This is a genomic window from Martinezella rhizogenes (assembly GCF_000799715.1).
Lineage (GTDB): Bacteria > Pseudomonadota > Alphaproteobacteria > Rhizobiales > Rhizobiaceae > Rhizobium > Rhizobium rhizogenes_C.
Genome location: NZ_JUHG01000016.1, coordinates 65,834 through 90,835, shown reverse-complemented (window position 1 = coordinate 90,835; position 25,002 = coordinate 65,834). Strand labels below are relative to the sequence as shown.

Annotated in this window: 33 protein-coding genes; 16 read left to right on the top strand and 17 right to left on the bottom strand. The window is 60.3% G+C overall.

Annotated features, from left to right (window positions below; translation table 11 throughout):
* The first annotated feature begins 144 nt into the window (after nucleotides 1-144).
* From EX00_RS22710 to EX00_RS30845, 3 genes are all read left to right on the top strand, one after another.
* Complete coding sequence (locus EX00_RS22710; RefSeq protein WP_047463241.1) at nucleotides 145-540, top strand: hypothetical protein; 396 nt, start codon at nucleotides 145-147, stop codon at nucleotides 538-540.
* Nucleotides 541-621: 81 nt separating this feature from the next.
* On the top strand, nucleotides 622-1,983 hold the full coding sequence (locus EX00_RS22705) for a metallophosphoesterase family protein (protein WP_047463239.1): 1,362 nt from the start codon (nucleotides 622-624) through the stop codon (nucleotides 1,981-1,983).
* A 124-nt stretch (nucleotides 1,984-2,107) separates the two neighbouring features.
* Nucleotides 2,108-2,971, top strand: coding sequence for a carbon-nitrogen hydrolase family protein (locus EX00_RS30845; RefSeq protein ID WP_052210923.1), 864 nt, complete (start codon nucleotides 2,108-2,110; stop codon nucleotides 2,969-2,971).
* Nucleotides 2,972-3,009: 38 nt separating this feature from the next.
* On the opposite strand, the gene zwf is transcribed toward EX00_RS30845, so the two are convergent.
* The 5 genes from zwf to EX00_RS22675 all read right to left on the bottom strand — a co-directional run bounded on the left by zwf (nucleotide 3,010) and on the right by EX00_RS22675 (nucleotide 7,222).
* Entirely contained in the window at nucleotides 3,010-4,530 is a 1,521-nt protein-coding gene (gene zwf / locus EX00_RS22695; RefSeq protein ID WP_047463237.1) for a glucose-6-phosphate dehydrogenase, read from the bottom strand.
* Nucleotides 4,531-4,714: 184 nt separating this feature from the next.
* Nucleotides 4,715-5,002 carry a type II toxin-antitoxin system RelE/ParE family toxin gene (locus tag EX00_RS22690; protein ID WP_047463235.1) on the bottom strand — a complete coding sequence of 96 codons (288 nt, stop codon included), beginning with the start codon at nucleotides 5,000-5,002 and terminating at the stop codon, nucleotides 4,715-4,717.
* On the bottom strand, nucleotides 4,999-5,280 hold the full coding sequence (locus tag EX00_RS22685) for a hypothetical protein (protein ID WP_047463234.1): 282 nt from the start codon (nucleotides 5,278-5,280) through the stop codon (nucleotides 4,999-5,001). Before EX00_RS22685 ends, EX00_RS22690 begins: the two co-directional genes overlap by 4 nt.
* A 73-nt stretch (nucleotides 5,281-5,353) precedes the next feature.
* Complete coding sequence (gene tam / locus EX00_RS22680) at nucleotides 5,354-6,124, bottom strand: trans-aconitate 2-methyltransferase (RefSeq protein ID WP_047463232.1); 771 nt, start codon at nucleotides 6,122-6,124, stop codon at nucleotides 5,354-5,356.
* Between the two features lie 57 nt (nucleotides 6,125-6,181).
* Nucleotides 6,182-7,222 carry a zinc-dependent alcohol dehydrogenase family protein gene (locus tag EX00_RS22675; protein WP_047463230.1) on the bottom strand — a complete coding sequence of 347 codons (1,041 nt, stop codon included), beginning with the start codon at nucleotides 7,220-7,222 and terminating at the stop codon, nucleotides 6,182-6,184.
* 206 nt (nucleotides 7,223-7,428) lie between these two features.
* Here EX00_RS22675 and EX00_RS22670 point away from each other — a divergent pair, with 206 nt between their 5' ends.
* Nucleotides 7,429-8,316: a branched-chain amino acid aminotransferase gene (locus tag EX00_RS22670; protein WP_047463229.1), complete on the top strand. Its 888-nt coding sequence runs from the start codon at nucleotides 7,429-7,431 to the stop codon at nucleotides 8,314-8,316.
* Between the two features lie 25 nt (nucleotides 8,317-8,341).
* Here the strand turns inward: EX00_RS22670 and EX00_RS22665 are convergent, their stop codons facing one another.
* On the bottom strand, nucleotides 8,342-8,878 hold the full coding sequence (locus tag EX00_RS22665) for a GNAT family N-acetyltransferase (RefSeq protein ID WP_047463227.1): 537 nt from the start codon (nucleotides 8,876-8,878) through the stop codon (nucleotides 8,342-8,344).
* Between the two features lie 157 nt (nucleotides 8,879-9,035).
* Here EX00_RS22665 and EX00_RS32165 point away from each other — a divergent pair, with 157 nt between their 5' ends.
* Both EX00_RS32165 and EX00_RS22660 read left to right on the top strand, forming a co-directional pair.
* On the top strand, nucleotides 9,036-9,158 hold the full coding sequence (locus EX00_RS32165) for a hypothetical protein (RefSeq protein ID WP_267884789.1): 123 nt from the start codon (nucleotides 9,036-9,038) through the stop codon (nucleotides 9,156-9,158).
* Nucleotides 9,159-9,229: 71 nt separating this feature from the next.
* Nucleotides 9,230-9,481: a DUF1488 family protein gene (locus EX00_RS22660; RefSeq protein WP_047463225.1), complete on the top strand. Its 252-nt coding sequence runs from the start codon at nucleotides 9,230-9,232 to the stop codon at nucleotides 9,479-9,481.
* Nucleotides 9,482-9,489: 8 nt separating this feature from the next.
* On the opposite strand, the gene EX00_RS22655 is transcribed toward EX00_RS22660, so the two are convergent.
* The 3 genes from EX00_RS22655 to EX00_RS22645 form a co-directional block, all read right to left on the bottom strand.
* Nucleotides 9,490-10,719 carry an MFS transporter gene (locus EX00_RS22655; protein WP_047463224.1) on the bottom strand — a complete coding sequence of 410 codons (1,230 nt, stop codon included), beginning with the start codon at nucleotides 10,717-10,719 and terminating at the stop codon, nucleotides 9,490-9,492.
* Complete coding sequence (locus EX00_RS22650) at nucleotides 10,716-11,408, bottom strand: YbhB/YbcL family Raf kinase inhibitor-like protein (protein ID WP_047463222.1); 693 nt, start codon at nucleotides 11,406-11,408, stop codon at nucleotides 10,716-10,718. The genes EX00_RS22655 and EX00_RS22650 overlap by 4 nt, the downstream gene beginning before the upstream one ends.
* Before the next feature lie 109 nt (nucleotides 11,409-11,517).
* Nucleotides 11,518-12,330 carry a helix-turn-helix domain-containing protein gene (locus EX00_RS22645; RefSeq protein WP_047463220.1) on the bottom strand — a complete coding sequence of 271 codons (813 nt, stop codon included), beginning with the start codon at nucleotides 12,328-12,330 and terminating at the stop codon, nucleotides 11,518-11,520.
* 185 nt (nucleotides 12,331-12,515) lie between these two features.
* Here EX00_RS22645 and EX00_RS22640 point away from each other — a divergent pair, with 185 nt between their 5' ends.
* On the top strand, nucleotides 12,516-12,860 hold the full coding sequence (locus tag EX00_RS22640; RefSeq protein WP_047463218.1) for a nuclear transport factor 2 family protein: 345 nt from the start codon (nucleotides 12,516-12,518) through the stop codon (nucleotides 12,858-12,860).
* Here the strand turns inward: EX00_RS22640 and EX00_RS22635 are convergent.
* The 5 genes from EX00_RS22635 to EX00_RS22615 form a co-directional block, all read right to left on the bottom strand.
* Nucleotides 12,857-13,546 (bottom strand): aspartate/glutamate racemase family protein, encoded by a 690-nt coding sequence (locus tag EX00_RS22635; RefSeq protein WP_047463215.1) that lies wholly within the window; start codon nucleotides 13,544-13,546, stop codon nucleotides 12,857-12,859. The two genes, EX00_RS22640 and EX00_RS22635, sit on opposite strands and share 4 nt — an antisense overlap.
* 48 nt (nucleotides 13,547-13,594) lie before the next feature.
* The gene (locus tag EX00_RS22630; protein WP_047463212.1) at nucleotides 13,595-13,846 is read right to left on the bottom strand and encodes a BON domain-containing protein; all 252 of its coding nucleotides are present in this window, start codon (nucleotides 13,844-13,846) and stop codon (nucleotides 13,595-13,597) included.
* 13 nt (nucleotides 13,847-13,859) lie between these two features.
* Nucleotides 13,860-14,192 carry a hypothetical protein gene (locus EX00_RS22625; RefSeq protein WP_047463833.1) on the bottom strand — a complete coding sequence of 111 codons (333 nt, stop codon included), beginning with the start codon at nucleotides 14,190-14,192 and terminating at the stop codon, nucleotides 13,860-13,862.
* A 251-nt stretch (nucleotides 14,193-14,443) separates the two neighbouring features.
* On the bottom strand, nucleotides 14,444-14,659 hold the full coding sequence (locus EX00_RS22620) for a hypothetical protein (RefSeq protein ID WP_047463209.1): 216 nt from the start codon (nucleotides 14,657-14,659) through the stop codon (nucleotides 14,444-14,446).
* Between the two features lie 198 nt (nucleotides 14,660-14,857).
* Nucleotides 14,858-15,064: a cold-shock protein gene (locus EX00_RS22615; RefSeq protein WP_047463206.1), complete on the bottom strand. Its 207-nt coding sequence runs from the start codon at nucleotides 15,062-15,064 to the stop codon at nucleotides 14,858-14,860.
* 388 nt (nucleotides 15,065-15,452) lie between these two features.
* Here EX00_RS22615 and EX00_RS22610 point away from each other — a divergent pair, with 388 nt between their 5' ends.
* Both EX00_RS22610 and EX00_RS22605 read left to right on the top strand, forming a co-directional pair.
* On the top strand, nucleotides 15,453-16,055 hold the full coding sequence (locus tag EX00_RS22610) for a superoxide dismutase (RefSeq protein ID WP_047463203.1): 603 nt from the start codon (nucleotides 15,453-15,455) through the stop codon (nucleotides 16,053-16,055).
* Nucleotides 16,056-16,156: 101 nt separating this feature from the next.
* Nucleotides 16,157-17,005: a metallophosphoesterase gene (locus tag EX00_RS22605; RefSeq protein WP_047463200.1), complete on the top strand. Its 849-nt coding sequence runs from the start codon at nucleotides 16,157-16,159 to the stop codon at nucleotides 17,003-17,005.
* Nucleotides 17,006-17,088: 83 nt separating this feature from the next.
* Here the strand turns inward: EX00_RS22605 and EX00_RS22600 are convergent, their stop codons facing one another.
* The gene (locus EX00_RS22600) at nucleotides 17,089-17,790 is read right to left on the bottom strand and encodes a helix-turn-helix transcriptional regulator (protein ID WP_047463197.1); all 702 of its coding nucleotides are present in this window, start codon (nucleotides 17,788-17,790) and stop codon (nucleotides 17,089-17,091) included.
* A 128-nt stretch (nucleotides 17,791-17,918) separates the two neighbouring features.
* Between EX00_RS22600 and EX00_RS22595 the strand changes: the two genes are divergently transcribed.
* The 3 genes from EX00_RS22595 to EX00_RS22585 all read left to right on the top strand — a co-directional run bounded on the left by EX00_RS22595 (nucleotide 17,919) and on the right by EX00_RS22585 (nucleotide 20,177).
* A complete protein-coding gene (locus EX00_RS22595) occupies nucleotides 17,919-18,554 on the top strand; it encodes a LysE family translocator (RefSeq protein WP_047463194.1) in 636 nt (211 codons plus the stop codon).
* A 154-nt stretch (nucleotides 18,555-18,708) separates the two neighbouring features.
* Complete coding sequence (locus tag EX00_RS22590) at nucleotides 18,709-19,155, top strand: c-type cytochrome (protein ID WP_047463191.1); 447 nt, start codon at nucleotides 18,709-18,711, stop codon at nucleotides 19,153-19,155.
* Nucleotides 19,156-19,262: 107 nt separating this feature from the next.
* Nucleotides 19,263-20,177, top strand: coding sequence for a cytochrome c (locus EX00_RS22585; RefSeq protein ID WP_047463188.1), 915 nt, complete (start codon nucleotides 19,263-19,265; stop codon nucleotides 20,175-20,177).
* Nucleotides 20,178-20,196: 19 nt separating this feature from the next.
* Here the strand turns inward: EX00_RS22585 and EX00_RS22580 are convergent, their stop codons facing one another.
* Nucleotides 20,197-20,967: a class I SAM-dependent methyltransferase gene (locus EX00_RS22580; RefSeq protein ID WP_047463185.1), complete on the bottom strand. Its 771-nt coding sequence runs from the start codon at nucleotides 20,965-20,967 to the stop codon at nucleotides 20,197-20,199.
* Between the two features lie 110 nt (nucleotides 20,968-21,077).
* On the opposite strand from EX00_RS22580, the gene EX00_RS22575 reads away from it, so the two are divergent.
* Complete coding sequence (locus EX00_RS22575; protein WP_404944036.1) at nucleotides 21,078-21,704, top strand: C39 family peptidase; 627 nt, start codon at nucleotides 21,078-21,080, stop codon at nucleotides 21,702-21,704.
* 37 nt (nucleotides 21,705-21,741) lie between these two features.
* On the opposite strand, the gene EX00_RS22570 is transcribed toward EX00_RS22575, so the two are convergent.
* The gene (locus EX00_RS22570; protein WP_047463181.1) at nucleotides 21,742-22,230 is read right to left on the bottom strand and encodes a GNAT family N-acetyltransferase; all 489 of its coding nucleotides are present in this window, start codon (nucleotides 22,228-22,230) and stop codon (nucleotides 21,742-21,744) included.
* A gap of 351 nt (nucleotides 22,231-22,581) precedes the next feature.
* On the opposite strand from EX00_RS22570, the gene dmeR reads away from it, so the two are divergent.
* From dmeR to bla, 3 genes are all read left to right on the top strand, one after another.
* Nucleotides 22,582-22,854 (top strand): Ni(II)/Co(II)-sensing transcriptional repressor DmeR, encoded by a 273-nt coding sequence (dmeR, locus tag EX00_RS22565; protein ID WP_047463178.1) that lies wholly within the window; start codon nucleotides 22,582-22,584, stop codon nucleotides 22,852-22,854.
* Nucleotides 22,855-22,891: 37 nt separating this feature from the next.
* Nucleotides 22,892-23,857 (top strand): CDF family Co(II)/Ni(II) efflux transporter DmeF, encoded by a 966-nt coding sequence (gene dmeF / locus EX00_RS22560; protein WP_047463175.1) that lies wholly within the window; start codon nucleotides 22,892-22,894, stop codon nucleotides 23,855-23,857.
* A gap of 85 nt (nucleotides 23,858-23,942) precedes the next feature.
* Nucleotides 23,943-24,932: a class A beta-lactamase gene (gene bla / locus EX00_RS22555; RefSeq protein ID WP_047463172.1), complete on the top strand. Its 990-nt coding sequence runs from the start codon at nucleotides 23,943-23,945 to the stop codon at nucleotides 24,930-24,932.
* The last annotated feature ends 70 nt before the right edge of the window (nucleotides 24,933-25,002 follow it).

Here is a 25,002-nt window from a genome sequence, read left to right as displayed (position 1 = left end):
TTATAAGAACAGAGTTGAGTGCGGACAACCAGTCGCGTCATGGTTATGCGTCTGGTAAAATAGAGATATCCGGCACGGCTTGTGTCTGTCGGTTCGTTCGGTTACGTTGACGTTAACGTCGGATTTAATTGGCTGGAGGTTTAAGTGAACGAAGTTATTGATCAAATCGCGGCAAAAGCCGGTATCGCCCCCGATGTCGCGGAGAAGGCCGTCGGCACGATCCTTGGCTTCCTGCAGCGTGAATCTCCGGATGGCCCGGTCACCAAGATGATTGCCGCCATCCCCGGTGCTTCCGATTTGGTGGCTCAATATGGCAGCGAAGAAGCCTCCGGCGGCGGCCTGCTTGGCGGTCTCCTCAGCGCGGTCGGCGGTGGCGGTGGCATCATGGCGCTTGGTCAGCAACTGATGAGCAGCGGCCTCAGCATGGGTGAGGTCACTTCGCTCGCCAAGGCAACCATTGAAGCTGCCCGCGAACATGCCGGCAACGACGTGGTCGACAAGGTGGTTGGCTCCGTGCCGGGGTTGAGCCAGTTCGTGTAATCTGCTGTTATTCGTGACTAGAACCCCGCGGTTGATCTGCGGGGTTTTTCGTTTTGTCATGTTGTAAATTGCAGGCCGCCTATGTCCGCCAATCTCATTCCATCGCTCCTGCCGAAAGGATCAGGCCACAGCTTCGTGTTCTATGGCGATTCCTGTTCCGGCGTTCCCGGCGCGTTGCACGAAAAGACCTTTGCCACCGTCAATACAGTCTTGCGCCGGCTCGATCCGCCACCGGAATTCATTCTGTTTCCGGGCGATGAAGTCATCGGTCTGACCGCCGATGCCGAGGAGCTAAGAGCACAATGGCGGCATTGGCTCGATCACGAAATGAGCTGGCTCGACCGCCAAAAGATGCCGCTTTGGCACACGACCGGCAACCACACCACCTATGATGAAATGAGCGAGCAGATCTTCCGCGAGGTCCTGCAGCTTCCGGAAAACGGACCACCGGGGCAGGAAGGCCTGTCTTACTGGGTGCGTCGCGGCGATCTTCTGCTGGTCTTCGTCCACACACTATGGACCGGCCTCGGCGGTGAGGGCCACGTTGAGACCGAGTGGCTCGAGGCAACGCTGAAGGCACACGGCGATATCAGCCACAAGATCGTCCTCGGCCATCATCCGGTCTTCCCAGTCAACGGATTTTCCGGCACGTATCAGCGCGAAATAGGTCATGAATACACCAAGCGCTTCTGGGATATTCTGGTCGAAGCGGATGTGCTGGCCTATGTCTGCAGCCATATACTCGCCTTCGATGTTCAGGTTCACCGCGGCGTTCTGCAGCTCTGCACTGCCGGCGCTGGCACCGCGCATCGAATGCCGGAGGGCGTGGAATATCTTCATTGCATCCAGGCGGCGCTCGATGCGGACAGCTTTCGTTATCAGGTGCTGGATACGGATGGGGTTATTCGCGAACGGCTGCAATGGCCGTTCAAGCCGGCCGATCCCGAGAACTGGCAAGAGCTGCCATCCGGGACGCATGCAGCTGGCTTTAGCGGCCCGACGAGCAATGACCGCATTGTCGAACTGCGGATACGGGGTCTGATGGCGGAGACAGCACATGCCCCGGCACAAACCCTCTTCTCCGCCTTCAATCCCGATAGTATCGCGCCGCTCTGGCTCGGTCTGCGCGGCCCGCGACAAACCTTGACCCTGATCCTCGGTCGCGATCCCGGCCGCAGTCCGCATTACTGGGTTGGTCCCGATCTCGTTCCCGGCCAAACTTTTGATATCGATATCGCCTTTCATGCCGGCATGGGTCCGGGTGGCGTGCTTTACCGCATGCATGGCGATAACAGATGGACCTCCTTCGACGCAGCCTCCGCAACCGGCCTCGATCGTATGATCTGGTCGGACCAATGGAGCGTGGGCCATGGTCAGGGTGGAGCGGCGGATCGTCCCTTTATGGGCAGCGGGCTGCAGGTTGGGATTGCTGCGGTGCAGTGATCCACCGAGGTTCTGGGGTGCTCCACATCGGAAAGCTGCCGACAGGTAGCATAGTTCGTTCGAGTGCGGATCGCTTCTGTTAGGCTAATCGCATAGCCGAATCGAGTCGTTGCGGGGAAAGTTCATGGCGAAGTGGGATGGCGCTTATACTTGGCACAAGCGGCCGTCGGCCATCGGAGCGCCGGATCGCCTGAGAGTGGCAACGTGCCAGATCCCAGTTGGACATGACATCGCGGCGAATGCTGCGCAGATTCTGTCGCTGATCGAAGCGGCGGCCGAGGCAGGAGCCGATGTCGCTCATTTCCCGGAATGCGCTCTGTCTGGCTATGGTTCTGCCAATTGGCCGGACTGGACCGGCTTCGACTGGACGGCTCTTCAAGCGGGGGTGGAAGCGGTACAGTCCGCGGCGCGTCACCATCGCGTCTGGGTCGCGACTGGCTGTGTGCATCGCGACGAAGCCACGCAGAAGAAATACAATTCCCTCTATGTTTTCAACCGGGGCGGTCAACTCGCCGGTCGCTATGACAAGCGCTGTTGCTCAACCAATGATCAGCGTGCTTTCGAATTGGGTCGCCACCAGCTCATCCTGGATATCGAAGGCGTTTCCTGCGGTTTCCTGATCTGCCGCGATTGGAGTTATCCAGAGCTCTGGCGCGCGTATGAAGGGCAGGCCGAACTTGTCTTTCACTCCGCCTGTGCTGATGGTCAAAGCCGCGACAAGAATGAAACGCACACCATCCCGCCGCTGATGCAAGGCTATGGCCGGCAGTATCTCTATGCGGTCAGTTCCTCAAATTCCTGCCGGCATAGTCAGGACTATCCAAGCCTATGGGTGGAGCGCGGCGGATACATGGGCGGGCAGGCCACGCGCCATGAGGCCGGCTTCACGTTGAATGCGCTCGCCGACGATCCCGAACAGGATCGCTTCTTCGCGGCCGTTCTGGAATCGCGCCGTGCCGAGCGTATCCTGTATCAATTCGAGGATTGAATGTACGGCCAGCTCTTCCCGGGGCTGGCCTGTAATCTTTACCCCTTCTTGCCCTCCGGCTTCTCATCCGGCTGATGCCAGGCGCGGCCGTCGCGTTGGATGAGGTCGTCGGCGCAGGCCGGTCCCATGCTGCCGGGGGCGTAAGGATCGGGCTTGCCGCCCTCGGCCCAGAGGTCAAGGAAGGGCTGCACGGCAGCCCAGCCGGCTTCGATGCCGTCGGCGCGCTGGAACAGGGTCTGGTCGCCGACGAAGAGTTCGTAGAACAGGCTCTCGTAGCCGGTCTGCTTGCCGATGTCGAAGCGGTCGGCATAGCGGAAATCGAGCGAGATGGGCACGGTCTTCAGCACGAGACCGGGGGCCTTGATCGAGATTTCCATATCCAGCCCTTCGTCCGGCTGCACCTGGATGATCAGCCGGTTCGGCGGCAGCTGCGGGCGCGAGGCCGGGCGCGGGAATTGCGCGAATGGCACCTGCCGGAAAGTGATGACGATCTCGGTGTCGCGCGCCTTCAGCGCCTTGCCGGTGCGAAGGTAGAAGGGAACGCCGGCCCAGCGCCAGGTATCGACAAGAAGTTTGAGCGCAACGAAGGTCTCGGTGCTGCTGTCGGACGCGACATCGGGTGTCTCGGTGTAGGCGGGCAGATCCTTGCCGGCGAGAGGGCCGGCCGTATAGGCGCCGCGCACGCCGTTCTGGACAGCTTCCTCGCGCGAATAGACGCGCAAAGCCTTTAGAAGCTTGCCTTTCTCGTTGCGGATCGCCTCGGCGTCAAAGCTGTTCGGCGGCTCCATCGCCACCATGGCCAGAAGCTGGAAGAGATGGTTCGGCACCATGTCGCGCAGTGCGCCGGTCGAATCGTAGAATTTTCCACGCGTGCCGACATCGACCAGTTCCGCCGCGGTGATCTGGACGTGATCGATATAGTTGTTGTTCCACAGCGCCTCGATCATCATGTTGGCGAAGCGCGTCGTCATGATGTTCTGGACGGTTTCCTTGCCGAGGAAATGGTCGATGCGATAGATCTGGTTTTCGTTGGCGTGGCTGAGCAGCCGGGCGTTCAGCTCGCGGGCCGAGGCAAGGTCGTGGCCGAAAGGCTTTTCGATCGCGATCCGGCGAAAGGCGCCGGCGGTTTCGTTCATAAGCCCGGTGGCGGAGAGCTTTTCGGCGACATCGCCGAAGAAGCGCGGCGGCACGGCGAGATAAAAGGCCGCGTTGGCGCTTGGCGCCTGCGACAGGTATTTGCTGATCTCGTCATAAACGGCGTTCTGGGTGAAGTCGCCGGAGATATAGGCGATGCGCTTGCGCAGGCTCTGCCATGCCTCCTGCCGTTCCGGCTCCTGCATGTCGCCCGATGTGGCGAGAAATGAATCCAGCCGCTCCAGCAGCATGTCGACGCCGCCCGGTTCAATGCCGATGCCGAGGATATGCAGGTCGTCGCCCACGAGCCCGCTGCGCGACATGTTGATCAGCGTCGGGATTAGCAGCCGCCGCGTCAGATCGCCGGTAGCGCCGAAGATCACGAAGGTCAGCGGCGGAGCCGGTGCAACATCCGGGCCGCTCATGCGTGCACCTCGGCCAAACGGGTGAACATCGGGTTTCTGGACGACATGGGGTATCTCCTCGGACCTGTTGCAGTTTTTGCTTTGGCTGCGCATGTTCTACTGCATAATTTCTTAGATCGGAATCGATCTAAGGATAAAATTATGCAGCAGATCTGAAGTGCTACAGCGCCGCTTGTCGATGGGATCAAGCATCGTCCTTTGGCGGCCATTGGCGCGCTGCATGGACCAACGCAAGGATCCAGATTTCATCGCCCGAAATTTCGTAGACAAGGCGATAATTCCGATGAACGATATATTCGCGCGTTCCGCTAATGATGCCTTTGCGACCCATCCGAGGCACTCGGCCCAATCGCGCGCCCGCTTGGCTGAACAACTCATCCATGCGTAGCGCTGCTGTTTCGTTGTCGTTTATGATGTATTGAAAGATATTCAGACGATCCAACTCTGCCTGCGGAGTCCAGATGACTCTCATCGAGATCCGCTTCTGAGTTGGTTGCGAAGAGCGGAAAAGGTAGCCTCTACCTCTTCGTTTGACCGGCCTTGGCCAGCCCGCATAGATGTTCTGGCGATTTCCACTTTTTCCCGAAGAAATTCTTCGTATCGGGGCTCTTGATGTTGCTTGCCGACGTAATCGCGCACAAGCTCGCTGACGATCTCCGCAGCCGGTCTATGGGCGGATTTGGCCGCGGCCAGAAATTCGGCGTGAAGATCCAGGTCGAGGCTGATTTCAAGCACGGCTTGTTTGGGCATATCCGATCCTCAATGCGAATGCGGCCCAATATAGTCGGCACTGGACCGCATTCCAAGTCGCAAGCGCAGCTGTCTATTTCTTCACCGCCACCAGAAACAGCCGCGGAAACCGCAGCAGGACCTTGCCGTCCGCGAGCGGCGGATAGGCTTTTTCGATGCGGGTGAGATAATCGGCCGCGAAGGCGTCGCGATGTTCAGCGCCGGCATGATCGAGATAGGGACGCAGGCCTGTGCCCTTGACCCACTCGACGATGGCGGCGGCGTTTTCCAGCGCGTGATTGTAGTTGGTGTGCCAGAGGTCGATGCGGGCGGACTTGCCGATCAGCCGGTTGTAATAGACCGACGGCGCGGGCAGGGGATTGCGGCGGACGCTCTTCTTCGCGAAGGTCTCGCTCCAGGGCCCGCTTTTCGCGGTCTCTTCCATCATCAGATGGCTGAGTTCGGTCAGGTTATCAGGCATCTGGATGGCGAGCACGCCGCTGGGTTTCAGCCCATCCATCAGCCGGTCGAAGATGTCGAGATGATTGGGCAGCCATTGGAAGACGGCGTTGGCGAAAAGCAGGTCGACGGGCTCATCTGGCTGCCATGTCGCAAGATCGGCTTTGACGAAGTCCGTGCCGGGCATGCGCTTGCGAGCGGCCTCCAGCATGTTGTCGTCGCTGTCGAGGCCGGAAACGCCGGCAGCGCCATAGCGCTCGACAATCAGTTCGGTCGAATTGCCGGGTCCGCAGCCGAGATCGATAGCGCGGTCGATACGCGTAAGCGGCACCTGCGCCAGCAGATCGCGCGCCGGGCGCGTGCGCTCATCCTCGAACTTCACATATTGGCCGGCAGACCATGCCATGATGGTATCCTCTTGTGAGATGGACTTTGCTGCGTCCCGGCGTAGCACCGGGATATATCAAAATCGTGTAATCACGCTGATCCCCGTGCCCTCGGCCTTGTCCAGCGTCATCAGCGCCGGCACGGCCTCCTCCAGACTGATCCGGCGGCCGATTAGCTTTTGCGGGGCGATCTTGCCGGCGGCGAGCATGTCGAGCATGGCGTCGTAGCGCCAGGCCTGCATGCCATGGCTGCCGTAGATCTCCAGCTCGTGGCCGATCACTTGGCCCATCGGGATCTGCGGCGTCGCATGCTCGCCGAGCATCAGGCCGACCTGCACATGCCGGCCGCGGCGACGGAGGTTCTTGATCGAGTTGAAGCAGGTGACGGGATGGCCGAGTGCATCGATTGACACATGCGCGCCGCCCTTGGTGATCTCGCGCACCGCTTCGGCGACATCGGCAACTCTGGTGGCATTAATGGTTGCGACCGCGCCGCATTCGCGGGCGAAGGCCAGCTTCTCGTCGGAAATGTCGACGGCGATGGCGTTGGCGCCGAGCGCGCTGGCGATCATGATCGCGGACAGGCCGACACCGCCGCAGCCATGCACGGCGATCCATTCGCCCGGCCGTGTCTTCGCCTGATCGGCAACGGCGCGAAAGGAGGTGGCGAAACGGCAGCCGAGGCTCGCCGCCGTGGCATCGTCGACCGTTTCCGGCAAATGCACGAGATTGGTATCGGCATAGTCGATCGCCACATATTCGGCGAAGGAGCCCCAATGGGTGAAGCCGGGCTGGAATTGGCTGGGGCAGACCTGCTGGTTGCCGGAATGGCATTCGGCGCAATGGCCGCAGCCGGAGACGAACGGCACGGTGACGCGGTCGCCGACCTTGAAGCGGACAACGCCACGGCCGGTCGCCACCACCTTGCCGGCAAGCTCGTGGCCTGGGACATGCGGCAACTGGATGTCGGGATCATGTCCCATCCAGCCGTGCCAGTCGCTGCGGCAAAGTCCGCTCGCGCCGACGGCAATCACCACGCCATCTTCGCCGGGTGTAGGGTCGGGGAGGGTACGGATCTCGGGGGTGGCCTCGAAGGCCTCATAATACATAGCTTTCATGGGTATCCCGTATAGCGCGCCGCGTTTGCTTTGGCTTATCATTTTTCCTGATTGACCCATTCGTCAAGCTGTTGTTTCGGCGCATGAAAATTGCGCGCGGAAAGCATCATCCGGCGCTTTGTTGCGAATGGATTTCGGGCCGAAAATTCCGCTTGACCCCCAGGTTGCACAGGGATTTCCTTTTGTCGCTTCAAGAGGAAATCATCATGGCCGTCGATACATCCCCCCGCACCACCACCTGGACCCATGTCGATGGAGAATGGCTCTCCGGTAATCCGCCGCTGATCGGGCCGACCTCGCATGCCATGTGGCTGGCTTCAACCGTCTTCGACGGCGCGCGCTGGTTTGATGGTATTGCACCGGATCTCGATCTTCATTGCCAGCGCATCAATCGCTCGGCGCTCGCCATGGGGCTGAAGCCGGTGAAGACGCCGGAGGAGATCGAGGCGCTCGCCTGGGAGGGCATCAAGAAATTCGACGGCAAGACGCCGCTTTACATCAAGCCGATGTATTGGGGCGAACATGGTACGGCGGGCAGCGTCGTCGCTGTCGATGGGGAATCGACCCGTTTCGCACTCTGCCTGTTCGAGGCGCCGCTGGGTGGCCAGGGCGGCATCTCGCTGACGGTCTCGCCGTTCCGCCGTCCGTCGCCGGAAACCGCAATGACCGATGCTAAGGCCGGCTCGCTCTACCCGAACAGCGGCCGCATGATCCTGGAAGCGAAAAAGCGCGGCTTCGACAATGCGCTGGCATGCGACATGAACGGCAATGTCGCCGAGACCGCGTCGTCCAACGTCTTCATGGTCAAGGACGGTATCGTCTACACGCCGGTCGCCAACCGCACCTTCCTCGCCGGCATCACCCGCGCCCGCGTCCTGGGTCTGCTGCGCCAGGAAGGCTTCGAGGTGCGTGAAGAGACGTTGTCGGTCGAGCAATTCATGACGGCCGACGAGATCTTCACCACCGGCAACTTCGCCAAGGTCGTCGGCGTCACCCGCCTCGACGGCCGCGAATTCCAGCAGGGCCCGCTCGCGCGCAAGGCGCTGGAACTCTACATGGACTGGGCCCATGGCCGGAGTGCCAGCGAAGAATAGGCGATACCGGAGCGCAGCGGCCGGATCATGGCGCCTTCGAATTGGCTTCGAAGGCTTTCTTGGTGATCCGGTAGGATGCAAAGGGTTGATCGAGATATTCCGTTGCACGCGTCGGCGACAGGCCGAGCTTTTCGGCGACGCGGATGGAAGCAGTGTTGCCGGGCGCGATATCGGCGATCACGCATTCAAGACCGAGCGTTGTAAAGGCATGGACGAGGACCGGCCTTGCGGCTTCTGTCGCATAGCCCTTGCCCCAGGTGAGCCTGTTCAGCCGCCAGCCGATTTCGATCTCTGGCCCAACTGCATCCGCAGGTATGAGCAAAATCCACCCCAGAAACTGTTTCGGATTTTCCTTGGCAAAGACGGACCAATAGCCGAGGCCCTCGCCAAAGTCGGCCTGAATACGGTTTGTCAGGAATAGCCGGTGTGCCTCCGGATCGTTCCATGGGCCGGGAATGAATTTCGTCACCTCGGGATCGAGATCCATGGCGAAGCAATCGTCGATGTCGGCCATGCTGCGTGGGCGCAGGATCAGGCGGCCGGTCTCAAAGGTCGAAAGCACGGTTGTTTCTCCTGACTTATCGATGTCCGTAAAGATAAGAATAGATATCGTGTGCGGAAGAATAATTCACGGTCTAAGAAAATGTAGCGAATTCTCCCACGGCAATTGCTTTTGTGCTATTATGGGTTTGGTCGGCAAAACCACTGAGGAGGCCGCCATGAAAATCACAATTCCTGCCTCTGTCTATCTTTTCGACTATTACAGGCTGTTTTTGCAGCTCTGTGTCATCGCGGCGATCGGGTTCGTCATCTATTCGATGCTGTTCGGATTGACGTGGTGATGTTGGAAGCAATTGAAACCGCCGGCCTTTATGAGGCCGCCGGGTCCATTCTTGTTTAAAGGTAGTCGACGATGAGTTTGAGCTTTCCCAACCGGAACCGCAGTTATGATGCGTCGGCGCGGCGTATCCGTTTCATCGGACATGACGGCATGTTCGAGGTTCCTTTTCTGGTCGAAGCCGATGTCTTCCCGGAGGCCAATACCGAGGCGGGCTATCTCGCCGCCTTCGATGCCGCGCGTGATGGGGTACAGCAGGTGGCCATGAAGGCCTATGGCTATGCCCGCCGGCGCATGTACATCCTGACGCCGAATGATTTCCGGTAGCGGAAAATCTACTCCGCCTCTTTCCTCGGGCTGACCCACCAGCAATAGACCGCGCCGATCGCCAGCAGCACGCAGGTGCCGAGGAAGACGGCACGCATGCCGATGTGGCCGCCGACGAAGCCGCCCATGACCGGGCCGACGACCTGACCGACATATTGCGACGAGATCGAGAGGCCTAGGATGCTCCCGGCTGCCGCGTCCGGCACATTGTGGCGGATGACGGCGGTGATGCAGGGCAGCAGTCCGCCGAGCGCGATACCCATCAGGAAGCGTAGCGCGATCAATTGCCAGGCCGAGGTAACGAAAGCCTGCGGGATCAACAACAGTGCCGCGACCGCGAGAGCCGCCATGATGACCGTCCAATGGCCGATACGGTCGGCAAGTTTGCCGAGCCAGGAAGCCGACAGGATACTGCCGAGAGCCGCCGCTGCCATGACCACGCCCGAAGTCATCGTCACATGCGCGTTCTCGACGAACTGCGCGACATAGACGGTGATGATCGGCTCGATCGACATATTGGCGAGCATCAAGAGCAGGCCGATTGCCAGCATGGCGATGGCGGGCCGTTTGTCGGGGATGGAAGCCCAGCCGCCGCTTGCCTGCGCGGCTTTCTTCCGCGCCGGCGATTTCTCTTCCTTGATCAGGAAGGTCGTCGCCAGAAAGGTGAAGAAGATCACGCCGCCGGCCAGCAGAAAGGTGCCGCGAATACCGATGATCGGCGGCAGGGCGCCACCGATCAGAGGTCCGACCAGATTGCCGGCCATGATCCCGGAGGACAGCGTGCCGAGCGCCCAGGCCGAGCGATGCTTCGGCGTCTGCGTCGCCACCAGGACCATCGAGCCGGAGGCGTAGCCGCCGGCAAGGCCGGTGAACAGGCGCAACGCCACCAGCTGCCAGACACTGCCCGCCATGCCCATCAGCGAGATCGCCACCGTCATGCCGAGGCTGGCGCGCACCAGCATCAATTTACGGCCATAGATGTCGCCGAGCCGGCCCCAGAGCGGCGCGACGAAGGCGGCGGCAAAGAAAGTGGCGCCATAGGCAATGCCGGACCATTGCACGATCGCCGCCTTATCGGTGACGCCGAGTTCCTCGACATAAAGTGGCAGGAAGGGAAGCAGCAGCGTCATCGCCACGATGGTGGTGAAGGAGCCGACGAGGCAGATGATCAGATTCCGCATCCAATAGGCGGTTTCCGGTTCAGCCGGTGCGGCTGCCTCCCATCTCGTCTCAGTCATTTTCCGGCCTTTGCATTCAGCGTGTACAATAATTCCTGGCTGCCCGACGCCAGGATATGCCCCTTCGCCGCGGCAAGCAGGCCCGCGCGGGTGAAGAGATCGGGAAGATTGAGGCGGTCGACATCAAGCGCATAGACGGTGACGTGATAACCGTGGACACGCTCGTCGTTCCAGGGTGGGCACGCGCCCATATAGCCCCCATGCGGCCCATTCTTCAAGGAGCCATTGCCTGTGCCATTCTGTCCGCGCCGGCCATGGTCCGTCCGTTCGAGCGGCAGCCCGGCCGCCGGCGAATTATCGCCATCGGCGCCTTCGGCAAGGCTGGTGAGAGAGGCCGGGATATCGGCGAGCACCCAATGGACGAATTCCATCCGCTTGAAGTTCCTGGGGATGATCGTGTCGTCCTTGTTGAACAACGAGAAATCGCCCGGCACGTCGGGATCGACCATGGTCAGCGCATAGGAGCGTGTGCCCTTCGGTCCTTTCGACCATGACAAGGCCGGGCTCTTGTTCGGCCCGGGCGCCGATTTGCTGTTTGGTGTTGCGATACACGAGGCGTTTTCCGGCAGCAGCATGCGGCCATCGCTCTTTTCAAACTTGACCTTGAGATCAGCGGCCAGGGCCGGCGAGCCGGTGGTGACTGCCGCTGCGATAGCGATTGCGCCGAGGAGATGGGAGGTATGTCGCATGGTCTTGCCCTTTCGCGTTTCAGCCCGTTCGAGCTTTCCTGGGGCAGGGTCTAACAGATCGTTCCGGCACGCTTGCGCACGAAAACGCTCAAAATGCAGCCGGAAACGCTCAAGTGCCACGCAGCCGTTCGGCGAAGCGTCGAGGGGAGCGATAGCCGGTGGCAAGGGCTGCCTCGCGCAACGACAGTCCGTCTTCGGCCAGCAATGTGGTCGCGAGCGCCACGCGTTCGCTTGCCAGCACATTGCGTAGCGAGGAACCTTCCCGCGACAGGCGTCGGCGCAATGTTGCATTGCTGGTGCCAAGCTCGACGGCGATCAGATCGGCGGTCCAGGCGCGGTCGGGCTGCCAGCGCACCAGCGCACGCACGGCCTCCGCCGTCGTTTCGGGCGACGCGGGCAGGGCGCCGCGCATGCCGAGCACCATCAGCACCTCCATCAGGCGATGCTCGATCAGTTCCGCCGGCAGCTGACCGGAGGCAATGCCGTCGCCGGCATGATGGATGGCTGCTGCCAGTATCGGATCAAGCGGCAGGTCGATCTGTGAGGCCATCCGCCCGGGCGGAAAGGCCCTGACGGCGCGGCGCACGAGTTCGTCGGGAAAGCTGATGAAGATGGCGCGATAGATGCCACTCCGGGGATCGGGATCGTTGACAACATCGCCGCGCCAGCCTGCGGGCAGAACCAGCACCGCACCGGCCGGCAAACGGAGATGCCGCCCCATGCTCAGCACTTCCTTGTAGCCTTCGACGAGAACGACAATCGAGACATGGGCAAAGGCTGAGCCGGCGATCCGCTCGCGCTGCCGGGTGACGAAGGTGAAGAGCGTGGAATAGCTTTTGCCGTCAGCCGGCATTACCGCCGGCCGATTGTCTTTCCCCGCCAGCCGGCGCAGCTTCTCCAGTATCTGATGGGCCTCGGGCATGGCGACGGCGTCCTGCTGATGTCGATTAGGACGATAGTCTGGACCACGGTGCTGGCAATGCCAAGCCTGCAAAGCGCCTTGTCGGTTCTCTCGCCTCGTGATATAAACTGATTGCAATTTGCAATCGGATTATCGGCAACGAGATCGTGATCCAAATAGGTTGCCGGATAGGTAGGAGATGCACCATGAGCACCCTTGAGACCGCTCGCTGCGACACGGTGCGGCGTTTGTATGCCGCGTATATTGCGCAACATATTGACGTCGTCGGTCCGATGCTGACCAGCGATTTCACCTTCTCCAGCCCGCGTGACGATCACATCGATCGTAACCGCTATTTTGAACATTGCTGGCCGAAGCAGAAGGTTTTCCGTGCCATTCATATCGAACATCTCGTGCCCGATGGCGATGAGGTGATTGTCGGCTACCGCGCCGAAAAGATGGATGGAAGCAGTTTTCGCAATGTGGAGATGTTCCGCTTCACTGGCGACAAGATCGCGGAAGTGAACGTCTATTTTGGGCGCAATGTCTAGGGGATGGAGGGCTCGCCTGAAAGCTGTCCGCTTTTAGATGTTGCGGCGGCGGCTTTGATCGCCGCTTCCAGCGCAACGGTCGGACCGGTCATCGGTTGGGTAGCGCTTCCATGCAACAGCCGTGCTGCTCCGGTCATCGATGCCTGTGCGAAGGCAACCATCTTGGCCCCTGCGCGCTGCGCTGCGTCCACCGCCTCGGCGATCAAGGCCAGATAGGCATCCTGTTCGTCGGCCCGGAACAGAGCCCAGGCGCCCTCGATCAGCCGCACGTCGATGTCGGCGTCGGTTGCCTTCGCGGCTTCTTCGAATAACCGGGTGGTCGGGGCAATGGTCGTTTCGACGGTGCAGAGGACAATGACCTTGCCGCCCGCCTTCACCGCTCTTTCCGCCAGCATGCCATCGGCTCTGATAACGGGAACTGCGGACCGGTCGGCCGCCAGCGACGCCGCCGGGCCAAGGGTGGAGCAATTGAGCACGACAACATCCGCCTCCCGCGCGAGATGCAGCAGGACGCCAGCCGTTTCCGCCGAGATTTCAGCCGTCAGTCCTCCCAGCCGTTCGGCGGTCAGGAGCAAGTCGGCGCGCACATGATGATGAAGGGCGCCAGCTGGAAGGCCAAGCTCCCTTGCAGCGTCTTCATAGATCGGGATGTTGCTTTCGGCAGTGTGCAGGCAGGCTATTTTCACGGAACTGGTCTCGCTGAGGCCACCCGACAGGAGGGCGGTTCACGGAGCCTAGCCTCTGACGATCTGATTGTCGACGCGTGCCGTGCCGCAGATCGTGGCTGCGATTTCGCCGGCGCGATCGATCTCTTCTTTCGTTGCAAGCCAGCCGCTGAGCACGATCTTGGGACCGTCCGCAGTCACGAAAACATCCGGACCGTCGATGTCTTCGGCGATAGCCAGCGCGTTTTCCACCGCGAATTCGAGATCGATCGTTTCAGCCGTGTTGGCCCGTGCGGTTTTGGGGGAGAATGAGGGTGTCATTGACTTGATTTCCTCAGCTTTTGGTTGTGTCTCGCATTTTGCCCGCGGATATTGCCATCGCGGCATTTATGCTGCTGTCGAGCAGCGCGTCCGGAATGTGCGATCCGTATCGTCCCCTGTGGATCGTCAGGGCCTGTCTATAGACTTCGATGAACAGGTCGATCCTGGCCCAGCTTTCCTGCGCCATATGCGTCGGCCAGAACAGAAATGCGCCCGCCGAGGACGTCGTCAATTCGCCGAGGCGGCTGGCGGGAATCTTGAAGGTGCCCGCTGGCATCTTTGCCCGGATACCGAAATCGTCGATCAGCCAATCGTCGTTTTCAAAGACAGGCGTCCGACTGTCCATGAGAAACGTGTCCCTGATATGACGGGACGAGCGACTTTCGAAAAATGGAATTGGGTCGACCGGGCCATCGGTGTTGCTGGTCTCGCGGGGACTATCGGCGGGCATCATCGATCCTTCCGACGTGGCTGCCGGTCTGGGAGCTAGATGCGGCGATTGTCGCCTACCTTCAGGCCGGCACGCGGTTTTCCGCGCACCATCAAGTAAACAGTGACCTCAAAAGCTGTTGCTGAGCGCGGCTGCGACGACGCGAGTTATTCGGCTTTTGCCGCAGGGGCGATCGGTTCTATATCGATTTCCTGCGTCACCCGTTCCTGGGCGACTTCGTCATTGCGCATCCGGTATTGCGGGGAATTGTCCCGCGCTGGAAGGTAGGCCGTGATCCGGTAAACCTCCGCCGCCTTCGGGGAAAGGCCTTTCAGGCTCTTCAGTCGAACGGTCTGGCCGATGGGGAAACGGTGGATAGCCACGGTGCACTACGTCTTTCCGGCCCTGTCTGTTGCAATGGCCCTGTTATATCACGGCGCTTACGCGCGAATGTCGTTATCGGGAAATGCATGTCCGGCAAGACGACGGAGATGTCGCTTGCCGAACATTCCGGCTTGATTGTCAATGGAGTGATCGCGGGCTGCCAGTACATCCGTGGTCAGCGCCGCATTCCGTTCCAATCAGGCCAATCTGAGTTTGGAGATCGAGCTGCGGCCCATGCCGTCCTGCTCGATTTCGAAGATCAGTTTCTGGCCTTTCTTGAGGGTGTCTAGGCCAGATTTCACCACTGTTTTCGCGTGAACGAAAATAGCGACGCTACCGTCCGTCGGCTGAATAAAGCCGTAGCCCTTTTCCAGATCGAAACTCTTGACGATACCGTTGAACATGCTGTCTCCTTGGGCTTGGCATGGCCGATGCCGGCAGTCGTGCCGTCCATATTCAGACCATACGGTTGAGGAGATCGGCGGGTCGAGAACTCTGACGCCGCGAAGAGCCAAGCTGCCCAAGACGATAGGAGTACAACTACAAGATGATTAAGGCTTAAATAAGACCTTTGGCGAGTGAAAGGACGAATAGACGGTTCAATGCCGCATTTAAGCAGCGATACCCAGTTCATGCCGGCTTGATGGGTACAAGCGGTATCTGGTTGAAAGACGGGTAAATTTTCCTCGAGCCCGCGATTTTTTGGCATATCGCCGGTTGCCCTTCCCATCGTCCCCTCCTATGTTCCGGGTCACCTGCCGACGCAATCAATTGCCAAGAGGAGATATGACCATGGCTTTCGAATTGCCTGTACTTCCCTACGATTACGACGCTCTTTCCCCCTTCATGTCGCGTGAGACTCTCGAGTATCACCACGACAAGCATCACAAGGCCTATGTCGACAACGGCAACAAGCTGGCGGCTGAAGCGGGTCTTTCCGATCTCTCGCTCGAAGAAATCGTCAAGAAGTCCTTCGGCACCAATGCTGGCCTCTTCAATAATGCTGCCCAGCACTACAACCACGTCCTCTTCTGGAACTGGATGAAGAAGGGCGGCGGCGGCAACAAGCTGCCGGGCAAGCTCGAAGCTGCTTTCGCTTCTGATCTCGGCGGCTATGACAAGTTCAAGGCCGATTTCGCCGCTGCCGGCGCCACTCAGTTCGGCTCCGGCTGGGCCTGGGTTTCCGTCAAGAACGGTAAGCTCGAAATTTCCAAGACCCCGAACGGCGAAAACCCGTTGGTTCATGGCGCGACCCCGATCCTCGGCGTCGACGTCTGGGAACACTCCTATTACATCGACTACCGCAACCTGCGTCCGAAATACCTCGAGGCCTTCATCGATAGCCTGATCAACTGGGACTACGTCCTGGAGCGCTACGAAGCCGCCACGAAGTAAGCTTTGCCGTCACGGCTTGCTTTCACACCCGGCGCTGTCCAGGCGTCGGGTGTTTTCGTATCTTTCGTTCGATTGCCATTCCGTCAGCCCAAGGAGGCTGCATGTCGTCTCCATCTGCTCCGCTCTTCCGCTTCGGCGTCGTCGCCGATCCGCAATACGCCGCCCTGGAGCCCAATCTCGAGCTCGACCGCTATCCGGCAAAGAGCCTCGACAAACTCGGAGAGGCGATCACGGAGTTCAATCGGCACGATCTCGCCTTCGTCGTCACCCTCGGGGATATCATCGACCGTCATTGGGAGAGTTTTAACGATATCCTGCCGGTCTACGAGACCCTGCGGCATGAGCGGTATTTCCTGCTCGGCAATCATGATTTCGCGGTCGCGCCAGAGCATCTGACGAAGGTCGTAAACCGCGTCGGGCTGTCGTCGGCCTATTACGACTTCGCCCAAGCCGGCTATCGCTTCATCGCGCTTGACGGTAACGAGACCAGCCTGTTTTCTCCACCGCAAGGCGACCCGCGTCGCGATGAAGCCAGGGCTTTGATGAAGGCGCTGCATGGCGCCGGTGCGCCAAATTCACAGCGCTGGAATGGTGCGGTCAGCGACACGCAATATGCCTGGCTCACCGCCAAGCTGAATGAAGCGAAAACCGCCGGCGAAAAGGTCGTGGTCATGAACCATTACCCGATTTTCCCGAAGAATTCGCACAACGCACTCGACAGCGAGCGCCTGCTGGCGCTGCTCGCCGAACACGATCACGTCGTCGCCTATCTCAACGGCCACAACCATGCCGGTAATTTTGGCGTCGTCGACGGGACCTACTTCGTCAATTTCAAAGGCATGGTCGATACCCAAGACAACACCGCCTATGCAATCGTCGCGGTCTATGAGGATCGGCTGGAGATCGCCGGTTTCGGGCGGGAGGAGAGCAGGGTGCTGTCCTTGAGCTAGCGTTTCATTCCGCCGCCACCCGCATCTCCGCCACATCCCGCTTCGGCGGCATGATGCTTCAGGACAGTCCAATCGCCCGTTCGTCAACCACCGGCGGCTTGGGCATTCACCTGCCACCCGTTCACCCAGACCTGCCGCAACCCATCCCCTTCGCCCTTGAACCATGATCCCGCCGCCTCGCAACCCTCGATCCGATCGCTGCGGAAATTGCGGATGGCCTGGCGCAGCTCGCACCAGGCGACGATGTTGGCGGTTTCGGCGTAGTAGATGAGGGCGATCGGTCGGATGATGCGCTCGGTGGCACGGCCGAGTTCGTCGCGGTAGGAGAGGTCCAGTTTCTCCTCGTCGCGGATGGCGCGGCGCACCAGCGCCAGATCGATGGCGCCGGCCAAGGGTGCGGCAAAACCCCAGGCATGCAGCGCATTGGCCTCGAATGTCTGGCGCAGCGGTGGCGGCACCGCACCGGCGATCTTGGCGCTGACGCGCTTGGCTGCGAGCTTCAGCTCGTCGTCGCCGGTGCGCTCCAGCAGCGCCAGCGACAGCACGATCGCCTCCATCTCCTCGATCGAAAACATCAGCGGCGGCAGGTCGAAGCCGGGGCGCATGATATAGCCGATGCCACGCCCGCCCTCGATCGGCACGCGCATCGCCTGAAGGGCGACAATGTCGCGGTAGACCGAGCGCACCGTCACCTCTAGCCGCTCGGCGATGACGGCCGCCGTTACCGGCTTTTTCGCCAGCCGCAGGATCTGGATGATCTCGAACAGGCGCGACGCCTTGCGCATTTCATCCTCCCGGCTTGAAGGCTCCTGACAATACCCTGTCAGTTGGGCTGAACTATAAGACTGCCTATCAATTTGAAAATCAACAAATTCTTCCGTGATTTTCCAACATAGGACGATAGGCAACTGACATGGGCTACACCGAAAATCTCTGGCTTTTCTTTCTCCTCCTCTTCGGCATCATCATCGTTCCGGGCATGGATATGCTCTTCGTGCTGGCCAATTCGCTGACCGGCGGCCGCAACAGGGGCTTGGCCGCGACTGGCGGCATTATGCTGGGTGGTGTGGTGCATTCGCTGAACGGCGCGCTCGGCGTCGGCCTGCTGATGCATTTCGTGCCCGTTCTCTTCAATCCGCTGCTTCTTGCCGGCGCCGGCTACATGGCCTTTATCGGCATCACGCTGATGCGCAGCTCGATCACCGTTGGCGATCAGGGGCCTAGCGGCAGCCGCTCCGCCTGGAAGGCCTTTCGCCAGGGTGCCGTCACCTGCCTGATCAACCCCAAGGCCTATCTTTTCATCCTTGCCGTCTATCCGCAGTTCCTGAAGCCGGACTACGGTCCGATCTGGATACAGGCAACGATCATGGGATTGATGACCATCGCCACGCAATTCCTCATCTATGGCGGCCTTGCCGTCACCGCTGGCCGTAGCCGCGATCTGTTGATCGCCAATCCCGGCGCGACCGCCTTTGCCGGGCGTGCCGCCGGGTTGCTCTTGTTTGCGGTCTCGGTCTTCACCGTATGGGAAGGCTGGAGGGCGGCGTGAGCGCCGGCATATGTCTGGAATATGACGCTGATTTTGCTCAGCTCTCACCACTTTGTGACTTCATCGCCCGCGCTAAACCGGCAAAGATGCTAGCGTGGCTATGCGCCGGCCGCATTCGCGGTCCTGATCACGCATGCAGAGGTAGGAGAAGCACATGAAATGGAGAGCGATTGTGGTGGCGACGGCTCTGGCCGGCGTTGCCTTTGGTTCGGTGCTGGCGGCCGATAGCGGCACGCATGATGCCCGTATTGCGCTGATGAAGAAGATCGGTGGCGCGACCGGTGCTCTCGGCGCCATCGCCAAGGGCGAAAAGCCCTATGACGCGGCTGTCGTCAAGGCCTCGCTGACGACGATCGCCGAGACGGCCAAGGCCTTCCCGGATCAGTTCAACCCCGAAAGCGACAAGACCGATGCCGAGGTCAATCCGAAGGTCTGGGACAATCTGGATGACTTCAAGGCCAAGGCCGCCAAGCTGTCCACCGATGCGGAGACAGCACTCGCGCAGCTTCCGGCCGACCAGGCCGGTGTTGGTGCGACGTTGAAGACACTGGGTGGTAATTGCGCCGCCTGTCATCAGGCCTACCGCATCAAGAAGGACTAGCGGTAGGCCGGCATCGTCCGGACATCAGATCAAACATCCACACTGGCTTGCCGCCGGTGTGGATTTCAGTATTTCATGATGCAGGCTGAATGGAGGAGGTGCTAGGCATGATCGCGCGTTTTGTCCGATGGCTGCTCTGTCTTGCCGGCCTCGCCATCATCGGCTTCGGCACCTTCTATGTCGTCACCGCGCCATCGCCCTTGCCGGCAAGCCATTGGGCCAATCTCGGCGATCCCGATATCAAGAACGGCGAGATGGTGTTCTGGGCGGGCGGCTGCACAAGCTGTCATGCGGCGTCCGGCGCACAGGGCGATGCCAAGCTGGTGCTGTCCGGCGGGCTGGCTCTGGCCAGCCCCTTCGGCACTTTCCATGTCCCGAATATCTCGCCGGATGAAAAGGCCGGTCTCGGCAACTGGACGCTGGTCGATTTCGGCAATGCCATGAAGCGTGGCGTCGGTAAAAACGGCGAACATCTCTATCCGTCCTTCCCATATGGCTCCTATGCGCGCATGAGCGACAAGGACGTCAACGATCTCTGGGGCTTCCTGAAAACCCTGCCGAAGAGCGACAATGTCGCGCCGCCGCATGAGCTGCCCTTTCCCTTCAATATCAGGCTGGCGCTCGGCGGCTGGAAATTCCTCTATTTCAACGATCAGCCGCGCATTGTCATCGCCAATGCCGATGACAAGATCAAACACGGTCAATATCTGGTCGAAGGCCCCGGCCATTGCGGCGAATGCCACACCCCGCGCGACGCCTTCGGCGGCTTCATGAGGGATCAGTGGCTGGCCGGCGCACCGAACCCGGAAGGCAAGGGCAACATCCCCGACATCACCCCCGGTTCGAAGGCGATCGGCAGCTGGAGCGCCGGTGATATTGCCACCTACCTCGAAACCGGCTTCACCCCCGACTATGATTCCGCCGGCGGCTCGATGGCCGAAGTGCAGCAGAATATCGCGCATCTTCCGGCCGCTGACCGTGAGGCGATCGCAGCCTATCTGAAGGCGTTGCCGGCGCGGTGAAGGGCCGAATGGTCCCTCTTTAACGTCGCCTTGCCATATAGAGGTGCGTTTCGTAATGAAGCTCGAACTCTCCACCATGCGCAGCGATCGTCTCCGTAATCGCTCCAAGTAAAAGCTCCCTATGCTCGTCCGCCAGAAGCCTATGAGCCGAGAGCGTGCGCAGCAGGTCGGTATAGCTCGCCGCGTTATGCATTCGGCTCCAGGGATAGCAGCGGTGTGTTACCGGCCCGAAATAGTCGGACTCTTCGAACAGCGCCGCGAACGGGGCATCCGGCAGATACCAGGCCTCCGCCGGCGGGCCGGCGAGGGATGGCGCGTATTGCGAATAGATGCGGGCGAACTCCGGGCCGAGCGGCGGTGCCGGTGGCAGCGGTACGTTGCCGAAAACCGCAAGCGCTCCGACCGGTATGAGCTGGGAGGCTGTCTTTGCAAAACGGATATCCGGCGCCACCCAGTGAAAAGACTGGGCCGCCACTACGAGCTTGAAGGCTGACATTTCGCCCTGCCAAGCCTCGAAAGTCGATTCCTCAAAGTGGATATTGGGAAAATCCGCCAGGTTCTCCCGAGCGATGCCGATTAGGTCCGAACCGGGATCCAGCGCGAGCACCGAAAAGCCGCGGCGTGCAAACCCTTGCGTCGCCTGTCCCGTGCCGCAGCCGATCTCGAGGATGCGATCGGTACTGGTTAAGCCGGCGAAAGCGATGATGTCGTCGAAGAGCGGCTCGGGATAAACAGGGCGAACACCGCCATAAAGGGCTGCCACGCCATCGAAAGTGAACCGCTGTTCCAAGGGGGTGTCCTTAGTTGAGAAATCGCGGATGCGCAGCCTTTTTTCTAGCGTATTTCCGTTGAACTTTACAGCCCGGTGAACTCCGGGTGCAGCAACGGGAGAGGGTGGTCGTGGACGCAGTGGTGAAGCATGAGGTTCCCTATTTCAGCCAATGGGAAACGCCTGACATGACACTGGCCGTATTGGCCGAGGGCGCGCAGGCAGCGCTTCTGAGAGATCCGCTTTGGAAGAATTCAGGGGCTCGCACTGTCCAGGATTATGCCCGTTGGGCCGGCAATCTCTGCGGCATGGCCTGCCTGAAGATGGTTCTCGCCGCCCGCGCAGGCCTGATGGTGCCGATCATGGATCTCGCCATGGGATGCAAGGACTATGGCGGCTATGTCGAGGAGGCTGACGGTAGGATCAAAGGCTTGATCTATGCGCCGTTCGTTCCGTTCGTCAAAGACCGGTTCGGTCTGAACGCCAAAGTCGTTACCGGGATTTCGGTCGCGGACATCGGCGACATCCTGACGCAATCCGAATTCTTCATCGCGTCAGTGCACCATTCCATCCGCTGGTCCAATACCGAGCCGCCGTCAAAGGGTGGACATCTGGTATTGGTGACGGCGGTCAATGCGGGGTCGATCCGCTTTCACAATCCGTCCGGGCATGAGGACGCTACGCGCGAGAATGTGGAGCTGCCGCTGGAGATATTCGGCCGATTCTTCGCTGGTCGCGGGATCGCCATCGATCGCTGACGATAGGAAGGTCAACGGCGATCCCGGTCGTGGCCAGTTAGGCCAGCGCCTGCAGGTAGCGCATCCCGGTAACCGGGCGCGGCTTGAAATCCATATTTTCGTAGAAACGATGCGCCTGGGAGTTGCCGGTCGCCGCGCCGACAGAGAGGAAGCTGCAGCCGGCCTTGCGGGCGACGTCGCGGGCGCGGTCGACGAGATGCTGGCCGATGCCATGGCCGCGATGTCCGTCGCGCACGAAGAGATGATGCAGATCCATGCCGCGCTGGCCTTCCTGTGCCTTGTAGAGCGGCACGAGAATGGCATAGCCGATCAGTCCGTTCTCTCCCTCGGCCACCAGCGCCGTGATCCATGGCATCGGGCCAAAGAGATCGCGTTCTAGCTGTTCCGGCGTTGCGGCTGACGGATCGCCATGATGGGCAGCGAGCAGCCGGATCATGTCGTTCAGTTCCGGCATATCGCGCTGATGCGCGCTGCGGATGGTCAGCACCGGCGGGCGGAGAAGGGAAATTTCGCTATCGTCTAGCATGGCATTTCGCGTCCTTGTTTCGAATGAGCCGTCAGGACGCTGCTGATACAACAAAGCCGCCTGACGGCGGCTTGTTGACAATATGATCTGTCCAGCCGCCCTTTACAGGTACAGCCAAAAATACGAGCAGGTGTGGAGCGCGTTCTTGATCATGGGCGCATCAATGGTCCGGAACGGCGGATTTGTCAATGGGGCCTCAGCGGCTCGCCCAGCCGGCGACCATGGCGCCACTCTTCAGTATCGAATTGCCGCAAGAGCGCGTCAGTCTATCGCACCCGCGTCTCATCAAGAGAGGGTTTGCTCTTGGTGTTGAATATAGTATACCCCCCTATATTATAATTTGAGGTCGCCATGTCCCATACCGTTCGCGAGCAAGCCAAGCTTCTTTCCCGTGTCCGTCGCCTGAAGGGACAGATGGAGGCGGTGGAGCGGGCGCTGGAGGCGGAGCGGCCTTGCGGGGAGGTCTTGCAACTTCTCGCCTCGATCCGGGGCGCGCTGACGGGATTGACCAGTGAGATACTGGACGATCATCTGCATGAGCATGTGCTCCATGCCGAAAGCGAAACGGCCCGCCGTCAGGCGGTCGATGAAATATCCGATGTGCTGAAGACCTATCTGCGTTGAGCAGAGGCTTTGGAACATTCAACAGGAGACGGATATCATGAGTGGTTCTTCGGATGCATTGACGCATAGCCATGTGTTTCTGGGCGCCGATCACCGGCGCAATGAGCGCCGCGTCTGGCTGGTTATCGCGCTGACGACGGTGATGATGGTGATCGAGATCGGTGCGGGCTCGCTCTATGGCTCGATGGCGCTGACCGCCGATGGCTGGCATATGTCGACACATGCGAGCGCCATGCTGATTTCGGCGCTGGCCTATCTCTATGCCCGCCGTCATCAGCACAATGCGCGCTTCACCTTCGGCACCGGGAAGCTTGGCGATCTCGCCGGTTTCGCCAGCGCCATCATCCTTGCTATGATTGCCGTGTTGATGGGCTGGGAAAGCCTGTTGCGATTGATGAGCCCGGTCGCGATCAATTTTAACGAGGCGATCGCCATTGCGTCAGTAGGCCTGCTGGTCAACATTGTCAGCGCTTGGTTGCTGCGTGACGATCATGATCACCACCATCATGGCCACGCGCATGGTCATGATCATCATCACGAACACGGTCACGATCATCACCAGGGCCAGGGCGGCAAGGATAACAATCTGCGCTCGGCCTATGTTCATGTCATCGCCGACGCCATGACCTCGGTTCTGGCGATCGTCGCCCTTGTGCTCGGCAGCCATTTCGGCTGGACTTTTCTCGATCCGCTGATGGGCATTGTCGGCGGCCTGGTGATCCTGCAATGGTCCCTGAGCCTACTGCGTTCGTCCGGTTCGATTCTGCTCGACTTCATCCCGTCCGGCGAAGAATTGCCGGATGAAATCCGGGAGGTCATCGAAACCGATGGCGACCGTATCACCGACCTGCATGTCTGGCAGGTCGGCCCCGGCCATCACGCGGCGATCGTTGCCGTGGCGACGCCGGAGCCCCGGGATCCTGCCTTCTACAAGGCCCGGCTGGCGGATCTGCATGAATTGTCGCATGTCACCGTTGAAGTCACGGTCGAAAAGGCGGCATAAGGCGGATTGAAGGAAGGGTGTGCCAGAGGCTTGCCATATTCCTCGCTTAGCTCTGAATCCGCCTGATTCCGCTGGAGGTTTCCGTATGTCCACATTGCTTACCCGCCGCCGCCTCATGGCAGGTTCGGCGCTGCTCCTTCCCGCCCTGACATTTGGCCCGCAAACCCTGTTTGCACAGGATGCCAACGCCAACAAAAGTCCGGACGCGCCGGACAATTCGGCGGCACCCGATGACGACGATGGGATGGACGGCACCCAGGGCGCGGACAATTCCCAGGTGACGGAGGATGCCGATAAGCAGCTCGCGGACCTGGAAAAGAAGACCGGCGGCCGTCTCGGTGTTTCCATACTGGATACGGAAACCAATATTTCGCTTGGTTACCGCGAAGCGGAGCGGTTCGCGCTGTGCAGCAGCTATAAGGCGCTTGCCGCAGGCTTTGTGCTCGCTCGCGTCGATCAGGGCGTCGAGAAGCTCGATCGCCGTGTCACCTATGGCAAGGATGTCGTTGTCACCTATTCGCCGGAGACTGAAAAGCACGCCGACACCGACGGCATGACGATTGCCGAGCTCTGCAGCGCGGCGGTCACATTGAGCGACAACACCGCCGGCAATCTGCTGCTCGACAGCTTCGGCGGTCCGGCGGCGCTGACCGCGTGGTTGCGCACGACCGGCGACACCGAAACCCGGCTCGACCGCAAGGAGCCCGATGTCAACCAGGCGGTCAAGGACGATCCACGCGACACGACGACACCCGATTCCATGCTGGATACGATCGGGCTTCTGACGCTCGGCAACACGTTGTCGGACACCTCCAGGGATCAATTGTCGAGCTGGCTGGTCAACAACACCACCGGCAATGCCCGCCTGCGCGCCGGCCTGCCGAAGGAATGGAAGGTCGGTGACAAGACCGGCACCGGCGAGAACGGCTCCTATGCCGACGTCGCCGTCATCTGGCCCCCGGAGCGTGGCCCCATCCTCGTCGTGACCTATGTCGGCGAAGCGACCGCGCCTGCAAAGGATATCGAGGCTGTCTTCGCCGAGGTCGGCAAGATCGTTGCGGGCATGGTGGGGTGAAATAGTAGCGTTCTGAAATGCAATCGATAAATCAGGGCGCTACGGCCGCGATGTGAATCAGGATCGCATC